The following is a 14309-nucleotide window of genomic DNA, read 5'->3' as shown; positions in this document are numbered from 1 at the left end:
GACGACGACGACGGACTCGCGCCGGCCCTTCGCCTCGTATAGACATTATCCGTCGGGAAGAAAAGGAAAGCGGAGGACGGTCTGCCGTCGATCCCAGTGAGCCATGTTTCCGCGGCGGAACCGATCCACCTGCCGCCGCCGTTCACATTGGTGCGATTGCGCGAGAGCGGCGACGCTTTTGCCCATGCATGCCGCATCGCACCGGAGAGCGGCGCCGGAACGCTCGTCTATGTCGGCCGCTTCGACCTCGCCGAGTTCGCCGTGGTGCTCGAGCCGGCCGAGCCGTTGCGCAGCGCGCGGCGTGCGTTCTACGCAGGCATGGTCGCGCTCACCGACGCGCTTCGCGCCTATGCACCGCCGAGCAAGCCGATCACGATCGGCTGGCCGGATGCGGTCAGGATCGACGGGGGGCTGGTCGGCGGCGGACGGATGGGTTGGTGTTCCGGAGCTGACGAGGACGCGCCGCCGCCCTGGCTGGTCTTCGGCGCGATGATACGGACGGTTGCCATGAACGATGACGATCCAGGCGTCCACCCGCTGGCCTCGGCGCTTGACCAGGAAGGCTTTGGCGAGGCGGGCGCGGCGCAGATCACGGAAAGCTTCGCCCGGCATCTGATGCTGGCGCTGGACGGCTGGCGGGTCGACGGCTTCGACAGCGTCGCGCGCGACTATCTCACGCGGATGCCGCGTGAAAGGCAGACGATACAGCGCATAGATGATTGCGGCGACCTCCTGACGCGCCGCATCGGGACGGAGACGATCGAACGAAGCGACCTGGTCCGGGCGCTCGCGGTGCCGTCCTGGCTCGATCCGGCCCTCGGAGGACCGCGCCTGTGAAACTCCTGCGCACGATCGCGCTCGATCCCTCGGACACTTTCGTGTTCGACGTGGCGGCAGAGCCGGGCGAATGGGCCGTTTCCGGCGCCTTCCGCTTCTGGGATTGCGATGGCGCGAAGCTCGAGGGCAAGGCCCGCGCGGCGTTTCGCGGTGGGTTCCTCGGGGTGCAATCCTGGGGCTGGTCGACGCTGGCGCAGATCGTTCCGGCGACCGCGGACGATTACCACGGCCTGGTCGATCTGCTGGCGAGGCAATTGGTCGATCGTTTCGGCGCGCCGGATATGGCGGCGGCGAAAACGGCGGCCGAAGAGGAGGTCGCTTTTGCCCAGTCGCTCTGCAGCCATCCCATCAGCTCGCTTATTGCAGTGCACCGCACCTCGAGCGACGGGGAGGTCCGCGAGTCGTTCCGCCGGCTGCAGCTTCGGGAAGGCCAGGGGCATGGCAAGGCGTTCTCGTTCATCGAGATGGAGGACGACGTCGAGCCGGACGGCGATCTCAGGCTTGCGGATCTCGGCCGGGAGCCGACCGTCCGATGAACGATTTCTGGATCTCCTGTGGTCACCACCTGCTCGATCGCGACGAGGGCGGCGGCCTGCGTGTCACGGACGAATTTCTCAAAGCCTATTTTGCCCGTCCCGAGCTGATGCCGCCGGACGACGCGTGCCCGGTCGAACGCCGGCTGCACCGCGATCTGCTCGCCGACCCGCGCCAGGCCGTCGGCGCCGGCGAGATCGCCGCGATTGCCGATGCTGATGCCAGGGAGAATTGGCAGTTCGTGCTGGCGTTCCGCGATCTTCTGCTGCGGCATCCGACGCTCGAAGCGGCCTATCTTGCCTGGCTCCGCTCAGGGGCGAACGATCTGCCGCCGCTGTTCGTCAACCAGCTCGTGCACGTCATCCTGCGCAACGCGCTCGACGGCTGCGACGACCCGTTCGTGCTGCGCGCGGCCGAATTGTTCTTCCGGATCCAGCGCGTTCTCCCACATGAGCACGCTTTGTTGCTGGGAGACGAGGAGGTCGTCGGCGGCCGGAGCCCGACCCCGGTGCTCTCGCTGATGTCGATGCTCGGCGCCACCACCGATGCGGTGGTCGAGGTGTTGGGCGAGGAGAATGCCGAGGCCTATTGGCACCGGAGCGACCAGTTCGACATGGCCCTCGACCTGACCGCCGACGGCCGCGGACCTGTAGCGCTGGCGCAGGCGATGACGCGTTGGGTCTCCCATCTGCTCGGCATCGATGTCGTGATCGAGCCGCTACGGGCGCTGCACGAGGCGAAGCTGAGCTGGTATGTCGGGCTCGATGCCGATGCCACGAGGCTCGGCGACCGTCTGTGGCACGGCGAAGAGCTCGGCGAGCGCGACGCCGATCGCGTGCTGGCGCTGTTCCGGCTGACGTTTGCGGATTCCAGCCGTGCCCTCGACGATGTCGGGGATGAGCCGGTCTACCTGATCCTGTCGATGACGGCGGATCAGAAGCTGCGGATGAAGCCGCAGAATCTGCTGACCGGGTTGCCGGTGAAGCGGCTGGAGATGGCGACGTGAGCCCCGCGGCATTGCCGTCCCTCTCGATTGCCGTCGGCGTCGTAGTCGAGCGGCGCAAGGCCGACTCGCCTTGGGTCGATTTCATCTGGCGCGGAATTGCTGTCCTGCCGGACGAGCCGTCGACCGAGCCATGGACCGTGCTTCGCGAGCAGGACGGCACGACCCTGTTCTATGCCGGAAGTGCGACCATCGATCTCTATCCGTCGGAGACGGCGCGCTATCGCGACAATCTCGCCTCCGGCGGTCCGAGCATCTGGGTCGTGTTGTCGCCTGCGGAAGGCGTCTGGCCCTATGCAGTCACCGCGGTGACCGCCGACCCCGCCGAGGGCGAAGGCTTTACCGAAGCCGCCGACAATCTCGTCGAGGCCGTGCCGATGCCGGAAGTGCTGCGCGAGGCGATTGAAAGCTTCGTGGCCGAGCACCATGTCGAGCGCGAATTCGTCAAACGCAAGCGGCGCCGTGCCGATCCGGAGGCGCTGGCGCGGCGCGAACATGAAGGCGGAAAGGAATGAGTGAGGAGGACTTCCTTGCGCGTTGGTCCCGCCGCAAACAGCAGTCGCGAGCGGAGCCGGCGAAACCTGCCCCGGCGCAGCCGACGCCGCCGTCCGAGGACAAAGAGGACGAGACGGAGTTCGATCTGTCGAGCCTGCCGTCGATCGACGAGATCAATGCTGCCACCGACATCACGGCCTTCCTCGGCAAGGGGATTCCTCGCGAGTTGAGCCTTGCGGCTCTTCGCCGCGCTTGGGCGACCGATCCCGCGATTCGCGACTTTGTCGGGCTCGCGGAGAATGCATGGGACTTCAACGACCCGACGGCGATGCCGGGATTTGGCCCGCTGGATTGTTCCTCGGAGGAGCTGGCCGCACTGGTCGATCGCATTGTCGGCGGCGTGCGCGAGGCGGCCAAGTCTGCGGCCCAGACTCTTGCTGAGGCGTCGATCGGAACGGCGGATTCTCCGGCGGAATCGCATCAAGCCGATGTGGCACTTGTTTCCAACGTCGTCGAGCCGCCCGATGAGACGCGGCACCTGGCAATCCCTGCTGCAGTGCAACCGACAGTGGGTGAAAGACCTGCGGATTCTGCAGAGCCTGTGAGGTCCCGCACGCATGGTGGTGCACTGCCGCGCTGAACCACGACCAAAGACTATAGGTACAGGCTATGGCAGGCGATTGACCGTTGCTGGAACCCGGATTACGCTACCTACTGCTTTGTAACAAAAGCGATAATCAAGCAGACGGGACTGGGATGGGAGGTCCACGTGCGCGATGACGGACTTGATCGAGCGATCGATGCCGCAGGCGGCATCGCTCAGCTTGCACGCAAAATAGGCATCAGCCAGCCCTCCGTCTCGAATTGGACCCGTGTGCCCGCACAACGGGTGGTTGCAGTCGAAACGGCGACTGGCGTCTCCCGAAACGATCTGCGGCCCGATCTTTACGGTGAGCAAGCCGGCTCCGCCGAACTCGTCGATCCCATCGATGCGGCGCGCGCGCAGGAATACGTCTTGCTCGCGGCGCTGCTGTCTGCGCCTCCGTCGAAGCGCCTGCTCGATCAGCTCGCCGCGCTCAGCGGAGACGCGACGCCGCTCGGTCGCGCGCATGCGGCGCTTGCCGAGGCCGCCTCGAGCGCCGTCCCAGCGAAGGTTGAGCGGGAGTATTTCGATTTGTTCGTCGGGCTCGGCCGCGGCGAATTGCTGCCTTATGCCTCCTATTATCTCACGGGCTTTCTCAACGAACGGCCCTTGTCGCGCCTGCGCGGCGACCTGATGACGCTCGGCATCGAGCGTATCGCCAACGATTCCGAACCCGAAGATCACGCTGCCATCCTGTGCGAGATCATGTCGGGCCTTGCCGATGGCCGCTTCGATGCCTCGCACGAGGCGCAGCGCGCCTTCTTCGAAAAGCACGTGTCGCCATGGATGGGGCGATTGTTCGCCGACATCGAGAACGCGGGGACTGCCCGTTTCTATCGCGCAGTCGGCGCGCTCGGCCGCACTTTCATCGAAATCGAGACGGAAGCATTTACATTCGCCAGCTGACCGAGGCGCTTCGGTCCGGGAGAGATGCGATGAGTGACGAGACGAAAGCAAAGGTCGGACGCCGCGATTTCCTGCGCAAGGTCGGCTTGGGTACCGCCGGTGCCGGCGCGGCGCTTGCAACACCGTTGGTCGGGTCCGCCCAGGCCGACAGTGAAACCAACGATGAGAAGCGCAAGGCGCGCTACAAGGAATCCGATCACGTGAAGACGTTCTACCGCGTCAATCGTTATCCGGCCTGAGAGGGAGGCTGCCCGTGCTTATCAAGCGAACACACCAGCGTTCCGATCGCCGCGGTTCCGTCGCCGAATCCCTTGCGGGACAGGGCGGGGGACTTGATCGCCGCACGTTCCTGCGCAAGTCCGGCCTGGCCGGCGGCGCGCTCGCCGCGCTCGGGGCCATGCCGGTCGGCAACGTGCGAAAGGCGGAGGCGGCCGCCGCCGGCCCGCTCGCGGCCGGCGCCACCGTCAAGAAGAGCATCTGCACGCATTGTGCCGTGGGCTGCACGGTGACGGCGGAAGTCCTCAACGGAGTCTGGATCGGGCAGGAACCGAGCTGGGATTCCCCGATCAACCGTGGCTCGCATTGCGCCAAGGGCGCCTCGGTGCGCGAGCTCGTGCACAGCGATCGCCGCCTGCGCTATCCGATGAAGCTGGTGAACGGGCAGTGGACGCGCGTGTCGTGGGACACGGCGGTGAACGAGATCGGCGACAAGCTGCTGCAGGTTCGCGAGAAGTCGGGCAGCGATTCGGTCTATTGGCTCGGCTCGGCCAAGATGACCAACGAAGGAGCCTACCTGTTCCGCAAGTTGGGCGCGTTCTGGGGCACCAACAACACCGATCACCAGGCGCGGATCTGCCACTCCACCACCGTCACCGGCGTCGCCAATACCTGGGGCTACGGCGCGATGACGAACAGCATCAACGACATGCGCAACTCCAAGACGATGCTGTTCATCGGCAGCAACGCGGCGGAAGCGCATCCGGTCAGCATGCAGCACCTGCTCGAATCCAAGGAGCTCAACAAGGCGAATTTCATCGTCTTCGATCCGCGCCTGACCCGCACCGCGGCACATGCCACCGAATATGTCCGCATCCGTCCCGGCACCGACATTCCCGTGCTCTACGGCATGATGTGGCACATCCTGAAGAACGGCTGGGAGGACAAGGAATTCATCGCCCAGCGCGTCTACGGCTTCGACGACCTGCGCAAAGAGGTCGAGAAATGGAATCCGCAGGAGGTCGAGCGCGTCACCGGTGTGCCCGCCGCGCAGCTCGAGCGTGTCGCCAAGACGTTCGCGACGGTCAAGCCCGCGACCATCATCTGGTGCATGGGCCAGACCCAGCACACGGTCGGCACCGCCAACGTGCGGGCGAGCTGCATCGCGCTGCTGATGACGGGCAACGTCGGCAAGGCCGGGGCCGGCGCCAACATCCTTCGCGGCCATGACAACGTGCAAGGCGCGACCGATGTCGGCCTCGATATCGTGACGTTGCCGTTCTATTACGGCCTCGCGGAGGGCGCCTGGAAGCACTGGTCCCGGGTCTGGGAGGTCGACTACGACTATCTCGTCTCGCGCTTCGACGAGAAGAAGCAGATGGAGACGCCAGGCATCCCGCTGACGCGCTGGTTCGATGCCGCGCTGTTGCCGAAGGCCGACGTCGCACAGAAGGACAACGTCAAGGCCGTGTTCGTGCAAGGCCACGCCAGCAACAGCATCACGCGCATTCCCGAATCGCTGAAGGGCCTGAAGGCGCTGGAGCTGCTGGTGATCGCCGATCCGCACCCGACCACCTGGGCGTCTCTGGCGGTCGAGGCCGGACGCAAGGACGGCGTCTATATCCTGCCCGTGGCGACGCAGTTCGAATGCGCGGGATCGCGCGTCGCCTCCAACCGCTCGATGCAATGGGGCGAGCAGATCGTCAAGCCGATCTTCGAATCCAAGGACGACCTCGAGATCATCTATCTGCTGGCGAAGAAGTTCGGCTTCGCCGACAAGATGTTCAAGAACATCAAGGTCGAGAACAACCTTCCGGTCCCCGAGGACGTGCTGCGCGAGATCAACCGTGGAAGCTGGTCGACCGGTTATTGCGGCCAGTCGCCGGAGCGCATCAAGGCGCACATGAAGAACCAGCACAAGTTCGACCTGGTGACGATGCGCGCCCCCAAGGACGATCCGGAAGTCGGCGGCGATTATTATGGCCTGCCTTGGCCGTGCTGGGGCTCGCCCGAGGTGAAGCATCCCGGCTCGCCGCTGCTCTACAACAACAATCTGCACGTCATGGACGGCGGCGGCGCATTCCGTCCGCGCTTCGGCATCGAGCGCGAGGAGAAGCTGCCCGACGGCACGACGCGGAAGGTGAGCCTGCTCGCCGACAAGTCCTTCTCCAAGGGATCGGAGATCGAGGACGGCTATCCCGAGTTCACGCTGGCGAGCCTGAAGAAGCTCGGTTGGGACACGGATCTCACCGAGGCCGAGATGGCGACCATCCAGCGGGTCAACCCGGCCAATCCGGATGCGGTGTCCTGGGCGCTCGACCTCTCCGGCGGCATCCAGCGCGTCGCGCTGAAGCATGGCTGCGTGCCCTTCGGCAACGGCAAGGCGCGCATGAATGCGTTCGGTCTACCGGATCCGATCCCGGTGCACCGCGAGCCGATCTACACGCCGCGCGTCGACCTCGTCGAGAAGTATCCGACCTTGCCCGATGCCAAGCAGTTCCGTCTGCCCAACATCGGCTTCTCGGTGCAGAAGGCGGCGGTGGAGAAGGGAATCGCCAAGCAGTTCCCGCTGATCCTCTCCTCCGGGCGTCTTGTCGAATACGAAGGCGGCGGCGAGGAAACCCGCACCAATCCGTGGCTCGCCGAATTGCAACAGGACATGTTCATAGAGATCAGCCCGGCTGATGCCGCCGATCGCGGCATCAAGGACGGCGGCTGGGTCTGGGTGAGCGGCGCTGAGAACAACTCGCGGGCCAAGATGAAGGCGATGGTGACCGAACGCGTCGGCAAGGGCGTCGCCTGGATGCCGTTCCATTTCGGCGGCTGGCTCGGCGGTAACGACCTGCGCAAGAACTATCCTGCCGGCACCGATCCGATCGTGCTGGGCGAGAGCGCCAACACGATCACGAGCTACGGCTACGATCCTGCAACCGGCATGCAGGAGCCGAAGGTCACGCTTTGTCAGATCGTCGCAGCCTGAGAGGAGCACGCACATGGCTCGGATGAAATTTCTCTGCGACGCTGATCGCTGCATCGAGTGCAACGCCTGCGTCACCGCCTGCAAGAACGAGCACGAGGTGCCCTGGGGCATCAACCGGCGGCGTGTCGTCACCATCAACGACGGCAAGCCGGGCGAGCGCTCGATCTCGATGGCCTGCATGCACTGCACGGACGCGCCCTGCGCGGCGGTCTGTCCGGTGAACTGCTTCTACACCACGGCCGATGCCGTGGTGCTGCACTCCAAGGACCTCTGCATCGGCTGCGGCTATTGCTTCTACGCCTGTCCGTTCGGCGCGCCGCAATATCCAAAGGTCGGAAACTTCGGCTCGCGGGGCAAGATGGACAAGTGCACCTATTGCGCCGGCGGCCCTGAGGCCGACGGCAGCAAGGAGGAATATGCGAAGTACGGTGCGAACCGGCTGGCCGAAGGCAAGCTGCCGCTGTGCGCTGAGATGTGCTCGACCAAGTCGTTGCTTGCGGGCGACGGCGAGATCATCGCACAGATCTACAAGGAGCGCGTCATGAAGCGCGGCTATGGCTCGGGTGCATGGGGCTGGAAGACCGCTTATCGCGAGGCGATCGAGTCCTGAGGTGGCAACAGAAGGGCGCGCAAATACCGGGGAGGACGTGATGGCGTCATTTGGAAGGTTCATTCGCCTGGCGTTCGGCGTTTGCACGCTGCTTCTCTTGGCGATGGCGGCGCCTGCGAGTGCTCAGCAGGTCAATCCGACTGCAAGCTCGGTCAAGGAGCAGCAGCTTCTGCAGGAGCTGAACCGGATTCAAGGGCGTGTCAGCATTCCGGATCAGCGGTCCGGCGTTCTCGAGCAGCCGCAGGGGCGGGAATGGCGGGAATTCCGCATGGTGACGCTGCCCTGGATCGGCGGCGTTGCCATCATCGGCATGATCGCCCTGATCATGATCTTCTATCTCACCCGCGGCATGGTTCGGCTGGAAAGCGGCCACTCGGGCCGCACCATCGTGCGCTTCAACGGTTTCGAACGTTTCGTGCACTGGATGACGGCAACCTGCTTCATCATCCTGGCGATCTCCGGCCTCAACGTCACCTTTGGCCGGCAACTGCTATTGCCGCTGATCGGTTTCGAGGCCTTTTCCGAATGGTCGCAATGGGCCAAATACGCCCACAATTATCTGAGCTTCCCGTTCACGCTGGGGGTCGTGCTGATCTTCCTGATGTGGATCGGCGGCAACATTCCCAGCAAGGTGGATATCGAATGGGCCAAGCGGGGTGGCGGCCTGATCGGGCATGACCATCCGCCGGCCAATCGCTTCAATGGCGGCCAGAAGATGATCTACTGGATCGTCGTGATCGGTGGTGGGCTCGTCGCGGCGAGCGGCTATGCGCTGATGTTCCCGTTCTACGGCACGGGTATCGAAAGCATGCAGATGGCCCAGATCGTCCACTCCATTGTGGCGGTCCTGTTCGTCGCGGCGATGATCGGGCACATCTATATCGGCACCATCGGCATGGAAGGTGCGTTCGCGGCCATGGGCTCGGGCGAAGTCGACGTCAACTGGGCGCGCGAGCACCACAGCCTCTGGCTCGACGAGCAGATGGCGCGAACGGGACCGAACGACGGGCAGCGGCAACCCGCGACCGCAGCGGCCGAATAAAGCGGACCTGCCGGCCTACCGCGGCTCTTTCGCAAACAAGACGGAGCGGTCCTGCAGCTCCTGCTCGGGAAGCTTGTCGGCTTGGCCCGTCTGCATGTCTTGAATGGACGCCATGCCGGGCTGACCGAAGTGAGGTACTGCATGCGGCCTGAACACGCTATTGGCCGCACCGGCGAGAAGCATGGCTGCGATTAGCGAGAGCATGAGGAATTTCATGCGCGTCTCCGTCTGCCATCTCCACCCGGCACGATGAATACATCGGGATCGTCGAATCGGATGTGAGCGGCTTCACAGCAACGGGTTCCAGTTGCGTGGGTCGAGCTCCCCCTGACGACCGTCAACTTCGGCGTCAAACTGGATATCTGCTTGCCAATGCGAGCGCCCATCCCGCATCGGCGCGGTGATCCCGCTGACGCGGAATTCCTCCATCAGGCCCGCCATTTGGCTCGCATTCCGTCGGCTCGTCAGGGGGCAGACCGAAACTGGTCCGGCTCTTGCTCTTGCCAGTATGAGAAATTTTGATAAACGTCATACTGTAAGGGCGAGCGAATGGAACGAGCAGCGATGCGGACTTTGCGGGCGGTCGAGCCCGGAACGGTGGCGCTGCTTGGCGGGCTCGTCGCCGCCAACATCGCCGCATGGGCCTGGGCCTTCACGCTGTTCGGCGACCGGCCGACGGTGATGGCGACGGCCTTGCTGGCCTGGGTGTTCGGCCTGCGTCATGCCGTCGATGCCGACCACATTGCCGCGATCGACAACGTCGTGCGCAAGCTGATGCAAGGCGCCGAGACGCCGCGCAGCGTCGGCCTCTATTTCGCGCTCGGCCATTCCACCGTCGTCGTGGTGGCGACCATGCTGCTGGCACTGGGCGTCGTGAGCCTCGGCGGCGACAGCCTGCTCAAGGAGATCGGCGGTCTCATCGGCACCTCAGTCTCGGCGCTGTTCCTGCTTGCGGTTGCCGCGATCAACCTCGTCATTTTCGTCGGCCTGTGGCGGACGTTTGGCGCGGCGCGGGACCAGGGCGTTCACGATGCTGCGCAGCTCGATGCGCTGCTTGCCAGCCGCGGTATTCTGGCCCGGCTGCTCGGCCCGATGTTCCGCCTGGTGACGAAGCCCTGGCACATGTACCCGCTCGGCTTCCTGTTCGGCCTCGGCTTCGACACCGCGACGGAGATCAGCCTGCTCAGCATCTCCGCCAGCGAAGCCGCGCGCGGCGCCTCGCTCGCCGATGTGCTGGTTTTCCCCGCGCTGTTCGCTGCAGGCATGGCGCTGGTCGACACTGCCGATTCCGCGCTGATGGTGAGCGCCTATCGCTGGGCTTTCGTCGATCCCTTGCGCAAGCTCTGGTACAATCTCACGATCACCGGCGCCTCCGTCGCGGTTGCACTGTTCATCGGCGGGATCGAAGCGCTCGGCCTGATCGGCGAGCGGCTCGGTCTCTCCGGCGGCGCATGGGTGCTGGTCGAGGACCTCAACGAGTCGCTTGCCAATGTCGGCTTTGTCGTGATCGCGCTGTTTGCGGTCGCATGGCTCGTCTCGGTCGTGCTCTATCGCCGCATGTTCGGGAACGAGCCTCGCCGCGCCGACACGAAAGTTTTGGAATGCACCGATGCGACCGAGGCGGCCTGAGCACGGTCGTCACGGCGGCGCTTTGACGGCACTCTCGGTCTTGGCGCTGCTCGCGGATGACGGCCGCGCCTTTGCACAGAGCAATGACGCCTCACGCGAACTGCCGCCGGTCGAGGTCAGTGGTGGCGCCGCGTCCGGGCGCAAGATGACGGCCGCATCGCGCCGTGCCGCCAGATCGCCCGCGGCCGGCCGCCGGATCTTCGTGTCTTCCGCGACGGCGCAGGCGTCGGATCCGCGCAGTGCCGGCTCGGGTGCAAGGGCCGCAGCCGGCATGGCCAGCGAGATCACTGTCTCCGGCGACGAGATCAACGCGCGCCCTTTCACACGGCCGGGCGAGGCGCTCGAAGCCGTGCCCGGTCTGATCGTGACGCAGCATTCCGGCGAGGGCAAAGCCAACCAGTATTTCCTGCGCGGGTACAATCTCGACCACGGCACCGATCTGGCGATCATCGTCGACGGCGTCCCCGTCAACATGCGCACCCACGCACATGGCCAGGGCTATGCCGATCTCAACTGGCTGATCCCGGAAACCATCGCCGCAATGGACGTGCGCAAGGGACCTTACTTCGCCGACGAAGGCGACTTCGCCTCGGTCGGAAGCGTTCACATCGGCCTGATCGACAGCACAAGGCGGCTGGCGCAGGTGAGCGCCGGCAGCTTCGGTTACCGCCGTCTGCTCGGCATGGATTCCGCGAAAGTTGGCGACGGTTCGCTGCTGGTGGCCGGCGAGATCGGTACCTACGACGGCCCGTGGGACAATCCGGACAAATTGCGAAAGCTCAACGGCCTCGTGCGCTACAGCCAGGGCACCGCGACCGACGGCATGTCGCTCACCGGCATGGCCTACGTCAACAAATGGAATGCGACCGACCAGGTGCCGCAGCGCGCCGTCACCAGCGGCCTGCTCGGCCGGTACGGTTCGGAAGATCCGAGCGACGGCGGTCATGCCAACCGCTTTGCGCTGTCCGGGCGCATCGCGCAGACCGACGACATCGGTTCATGGAAGGCCAACGCCTATCTGGTGAAGAGCCAACTCGACCTCTTCAATAATTTCACTTACTTCCTTGACGATCCCGTGCTCGGCGACCAGTTCCACCAGCACGACGACCGCTTGATGGCGGGCGCCAATGTCTCGCGCACGCTGGACGGCTCCTTGGCCGGCCTGCCGATGCAGACCACCTTCGGTCTGCAATCGCGTTATGATGCGATCGACCTCGCGCTCACCAATACGTTCCGTCGCGGCTTCATCGGCAATATCCGCAGCGACAAGGTCGGCGAGGGCAGCGTCGGGGTCTTTGCCGAAAACACGGTGCGCTGGACCGACTGGCTCAGGACGACGTTGGGCTGGCGCGGCGATTATTACGCCGCCGACGTCATCTCTCTGTTCAACGCCGCAAATTCCGGTCGCGCCGATGCCGCGCTCGGCAGCCCGAAATTCAGGATGGTGCTTGGTCCGTTCAATCATACGGAATTCTTCCTCGGCGCCGGCTACGGCATGCACTCGAACGATGCCCGCGGTGCGACCACGACGGAGGATCCCACCGATCCCGCGACAAGGCTCACGCCGTCGCCGCTCCTGGTGCGCACCAGAGGCGCGGAGGTCGGGGTTCGCAGCAGGATCGTTCCCGGCCTCGAGAGCTCTCTCAGCCTCTTCATCCTGGACCAGGATTCCGAGATCCTGTTCTCCGGCGATGCCGGCGATACCTCGGCAACCCGCGCCAGCCGCCGCTACGGCTTCGAGTGGACCAATCATTACCGGCCGCGGTCCTGGATCGACATCGATGTGGATCTTGCAATGACGCATGCGCGCTTCCGTGGCCATGACGGCGAGCAGGCCGCGGTCTATGCCTCGCTCGCCGGCTATCCCGAGGCGCAAATCGGCAATGCGCCCGGCAACTACATTCCCAACGCCCCGGCGATGGTGGCATCGGCCGGAATAACGCTTGGCGAGAAGACCGGCTGGTTCGGCAGCGCGCGCTGGCGCTACATCGGCGCGAGCCCGTTGACCGAGGACAATGCGTTCCGCTCGCGGCCGACCGGCATCGCCAACGCGCGGCTCGGCTACCGCAGCGAGAACGGCTGGCGCATCCAGTTCGACGTGCTCAACCTGTTCAACAGCAAGGCGAACCAGATCACCTATGCCTATGGCTCGCTGTTGAAGACCGATGCGCTCTACAATCTCTGCGCCGCCAATGCCGCACCGGCCGCAGTCTGCGGGAACGGCGTGATGGACTATGTGCTGCACCCGGTCGAGCCGATGGCGTTTCGGGTCACTGTGGCCGGAATGTTTTAGGCCTGTTGCGCGAGCACACTGGGCTAGCCTGTCAAAGGATTTGCCTTCACGGTTGCTCGGACATCGTCAGGCGGCCGCGTGCTGGAGGGCGCGTCCTGCGCGCGGCGATGGCCGGCACGAGCGTGGGCGATTCCCCGGCGAGACGGAGCGCAAAGTAGGCGATGGTCGCTTGAAGGCCGTCCTTCAATGCCACCCTCGGACGCCATCCCAGGATATTCTCGGCGGCGTCGATCACAGGCTTGCGCCGCCTGGGATCGTCCTTCGGCAGGGGCTCGAAGCGCAGCGGGGACGCAGATTCGGTGCATGCGAGCACCTCACGGGCGATGGCCTCGATCGTGACCTCGTGCGGATTGCCGAGATTGCACGGACCGCTGACCGAGGCGGGGCTCTCCATCAGGAGCTGAAGCCCCCGCACAAGATCGTCGACGAAGCAGAAGCTGCGGGTTTGCGTGCCCTGGCCGTAGATCGTGATCGGCTCGCCACGCAACGCCTGCACGATGAAGTTGGACACGACGCGGCCGTCATTCTCGAGCATGCGCGGGCCGTAGGTGTTGAAGATGCGCGCGACCTTGATCTCCGTCCCGTGCATCCGCCGATAGTCGAACATCAGCGTCTCCGCGGCCCGCTTGCCTTCGTCGTAACAGGCCCGCGGCCCGACGGGATTGACGTTGCCGAGATAGGATTCCGGCTGCGGATGCACCTCCGGGTCGCCGTAGACCTCGCTGGTGGAGGCCTGAAGAATCCGGGAGCCCTTCTGCCGCGCCAGTTCGAGCAGGTTGATCGAGCCGAGCACGCAGGTCTTCATCGTTCCGACCGGATCGACTTGATAATGGCGGGGCGAGGCCGGGCAGGCGAGGCTGTAGATCCGGTCGATCTCGCCCTCGATCTCGATGGAATCGCGTACGTCATGCTCGATGAAGCGGAAGTTCGGATGGTTGAGCAGGGGCCGGATGTTGTCGGTGGTTCCCGTGAACAAATTGTCCAGGCAGATCACCATGCTGCCGCGTTGCAGGAGCGCGTCGCAGAGATGCGATCCGATGAAGCCGGCGCCGCCGGCGACCAGGACCGTCGGCGAGCGGCGGGACGCGTGGATGCGGGTCTGGAGCGTCATGACGTGGCCT

Annotated in this window: 15 protein-coding genes; 12 read left to right on the top strand and 3 right to left on the bottom strand. The window is 64.8% G+C overall.

The annotated features are described in order from the left end of the window. Positions 1 to 96: 96 nt before the first annotated feature. The 10 genes from I6F31_RS24285 (at position 97) to I6F31_RS24240 (ending at position 9266) form a co-directional block, all read left to right on the top strand. Positions 97 to 837 (top strand): biotin/lipoate--protein ligase family protein, encoded by a 741-nt coding sequence (locus I6F31_RS24285; protein WP_036005127.1) that lies wholly within the window; start codon positions 97 to 99, stop codon positions 835 to 837. Beyond that, positions 834 to 1373, top strand: coding sequence for a DUF6505 family protein (locus I6F31_RS24280; protein WP_036005125.1), 540 nt, complete (start codon positions 834 to 836; stop codon positions 1371 to 1373). Before I6F31_RS24285 ends, I6F31_RS24280 begins: the two co-directional genes overlap by 4 nt. Next, positions 1370 to 2377 (top strand): DUF6352 family protein, encoded by a 1008-nt coding sequence (locus I6F31_RS24275; protein WP_036005122.1) that lies wholly within the window; start codon positions 1370 to 1372, stop codon positions 2375 to 2377. Before I6F31_RS24280 ends, I6F31_RS24275 begins: the two co-directional genes overlap by 4 nt. Then, on the top strand, positions 2374 to 2889 hold the full coding sequence (locus I6F31_RS24270; protein ID WP_036005120.1) for a DUF3305 domain-containing protein: 516 nt from the start codon (positions 2374 to 2376) through the stop codon (positions 2887 to 2889). The genes I6F31_RS24275 and I6F31_RS24270 overlap by 4 nt, the downstream gene beginning before the upstream one ends. After that, positions 2886 to 3509, top strand: coding sequence for a DUF3306 domain-containing protein (locus I6F31_RS24265; RefSeq protein WP_036005117.1), 624 nt, complete (start codon positions 2886 to 2888; stop codon positions 3507 to 3509). The genes I6F31_RS24270 and I6F31_RS24265 overlap by 4 nt, the downstream gene beginning before the upstream one ends. Before the next feature lie 129 nt (positions 3510 to 3638). Continuing rightward, positions 3639 to 4418, top strand: coding sequence for a molecular chaperone TorD family protein (locus tag I6F31_RS24260; RefSeq protein ID WP_036005115.1), 780 nt, complete (start codon positions 3639 to 3641; stop codon positions 4416 to 4418). Between the two features lie 29 nt (positions 4419 to 4447). Continuing rightward, the gene (locus tag I6F31_RS24255) at positions 4448 to 4657 is read left to right on the top strand and encodes a twin-arginine translocation signal domain-containing protein (protein ID WP_036005112.1); all 210 of its coding nucleotides are present in this window, start codon (positions 4448 to 4450) and stop codon (positions 4655 to 4657) included. 14 nt (positions 4658 to 4671) lie between these two features. Then, positions 4672 to 7614: a formate dehydrogenase subunit alpha gene (locus I6F31_RS24250; protein WP_036005108.1), complete on the top strand. Its 2943-nt coding sequence runs from the start codon at positions 4672 to 4674 to the stop codon at positions 7612 to 7614. Between the two features lie 13 nt (positions 7615 to 7627). Beyond that, positions 7628 to 8224, top strand: a complete 597-nt coding sequence (fdh3B, locus tag I6F31_RS24245; protein ID WP_036005105.1) for a formate dehydrogenase FDH3 subunit beta — start codon at positions 7628 to 7630, stop codon at positions 8222 to 8224. 40 nt (positions 8225 to 8264) lie between these two features. Next, positions 8265 to 9266, top strand: coding sequence for a formate dehydrogenase subunit gamma (locus I6F31_RS24240; RefSeq protein WP_036005247.1), 1002 nt, complete (start codon positions 8265 to 8267; stop codon positions 9264 to 9266). A 15-nt stretch (positions 9267 to 9281) separates the two neighbouring features. Here the strand turns inward: I6F31_RS24240 and I6F31_RS24235 are convergent, their stop codons facing one another. Beyond that, positions 9282 to 9482 carry a hypothetical protein gene (locus tag I6F31_RS24235; RefSeq protein ID WP_036005102.1) on the bottom strand — a complete coding sequence of 67 codons (201 nt, stop codon included), beginning with the start codon at positions 9480 to 9482 and terminating at the stop codon, positions 9282 to 9284. A gap of 72 nt (positions 9483 to 9554) precedes the next feature. Further along, positions 9555 to 9707: a hypothetical protein gene (locus tag I6F31_RS24230; protein ID WP_156447252.1), complete on the bottom strand. Its 153-nt coding sequence runs from the start codon at positions 9705 to 9707 to the stop codon at positions 9555 to 9557. A gap of 108 nt (positions 9708 to 9815) precedes the next feature. Here I6F31_RS24230 and I6F31_RS24225 point away from each other — a divergent pair, with 108 nt between their 5' ends. Together I6F31_RS24225 and I6F31_RS24220 are read left to right on the top strand one after the other, a co-directional pair. After that, positions 9816 to 10895: a HoxN/HupN/NixA family nickel/cobalt transporter gene (locus tag I6F31_RS24225; protein ID WP_051056883.1), complete on the top strand. Its 1080-nt coding sequence runs from the start codon at positions 9816 to 9818 to the stop codon at positions 10893 to 10895. Next, positions 10876 to 13188, top strand: a complete 2313-nt coding sequence (locus tag I6F31_RS24220) for a TonB-dependent receptor (protein WP_036005099.1) — start codon at positions 10876 to 10878, stop codon at positions 13186 to 13188. Before I6F31_RS24225 ends, I6F31_RS24220 begins: the two co-directional genes overlap by 20 nt. Positions 13189 to 13234: 46 nt before the next feature. Here I6F31_RS24220 and I6F31_RS24215 read toward each other — a convergent pair whose 3' ends face one another. Beyond that, positions 13235 to 14299, bottom strand: a complete 1065-nt coding sequence (locus tag I6F31_RS24215) for a UDP-glucuronic acid decarboxylase family protein (protein ID WP_225186222.1) — start codon at positions 14297 to 14299, stop codon at positions 13235 to 13237. Positions 14300 to 14309: the final 10 nt, after the last annotated feature.

This window comes from Bradyrhizobium sp. NBAIM01 (assembly GCF_020194115.1).
GTDB lineage: Bacteria > Pseudomonadota > Alphaproteobacteria > Rhizobiales > Xanthobacteraceae > Bradyrhizobium > Bradyrhizobium yuanmingense.
This window is presented reverse-complemented; position numbering and strand designations above follow the sequence as displayed.

Coding starts and splice junctions, on each gene's coding strand:
- I6F31_RS24230 (WP_156447252.1), bottom strand. CDS start 9,707: ATGGCGGGCCTGATGGAGGAATTCCGCGTCAGCGGGATCACCGCGCCG.
- I6F31_RS24255 (WP_036005112.1), top strand. CDS start 4,448: ATGAGTGACGAGACGAAAGCAAAGGTCGGACGCCGCGATTTCCTGCGC.
- fdh3B (WP_036005105.1), top strand. CDS start 7,628: ATGGCTCGGATGAAATTTCTCTGCGACGCTGATCGCTGCATCGAGTGC.
- I6F31_RS24275 (WP_036005122.1), top strand. CDS start 1,370: ATGAACGATTTCTGGATCTCCTGTGGTCACCACCTGCTCGATCGCGAC.
- I6F31_RS24240 (WP_036005247.1), top strand. CDS start 8,265: ATGGCGTCATTTGGAAGGTTCATTCGCCTGGCGTTCGGCGTTTGCACG.
- I6F31_RS24265 (WP_036005117.1), top strand. CDS start 2,886: ATGAGTGAGGAGGACTTCCTTGCGCGTTGGTCCCGCCGCAAACAGCAG.
- I6F31_RS24225 (WP_051056883.1), top strand. CDS start 9,816: ATGGAACGAGCAGCGATGCGGACTTTGCGGGCGGTCGAGCCCGGAACG.
- I6F31_RS24235 (WP_036005102.1), bottom strand. CDS start 9,482: ATGAAATTCCTCATGCTCTCGCTAATCGCAGCCATGCTTCTCGCCGGT.
- I6F31_RS24220 (WP_036005099.1), top strand. CDS start 10,876: ATGCGACCGAGGCGGCCTGAGCACGGTCGTCACGGCGGCGCTTTGACG.
- I6F31_RS24215 (WP_225186222.1), bottom strand. CDS start 14,299: ATGACGCTCCAGACCCGCATCCACGCGTCCCGCCGCTCGCCGACGGTC.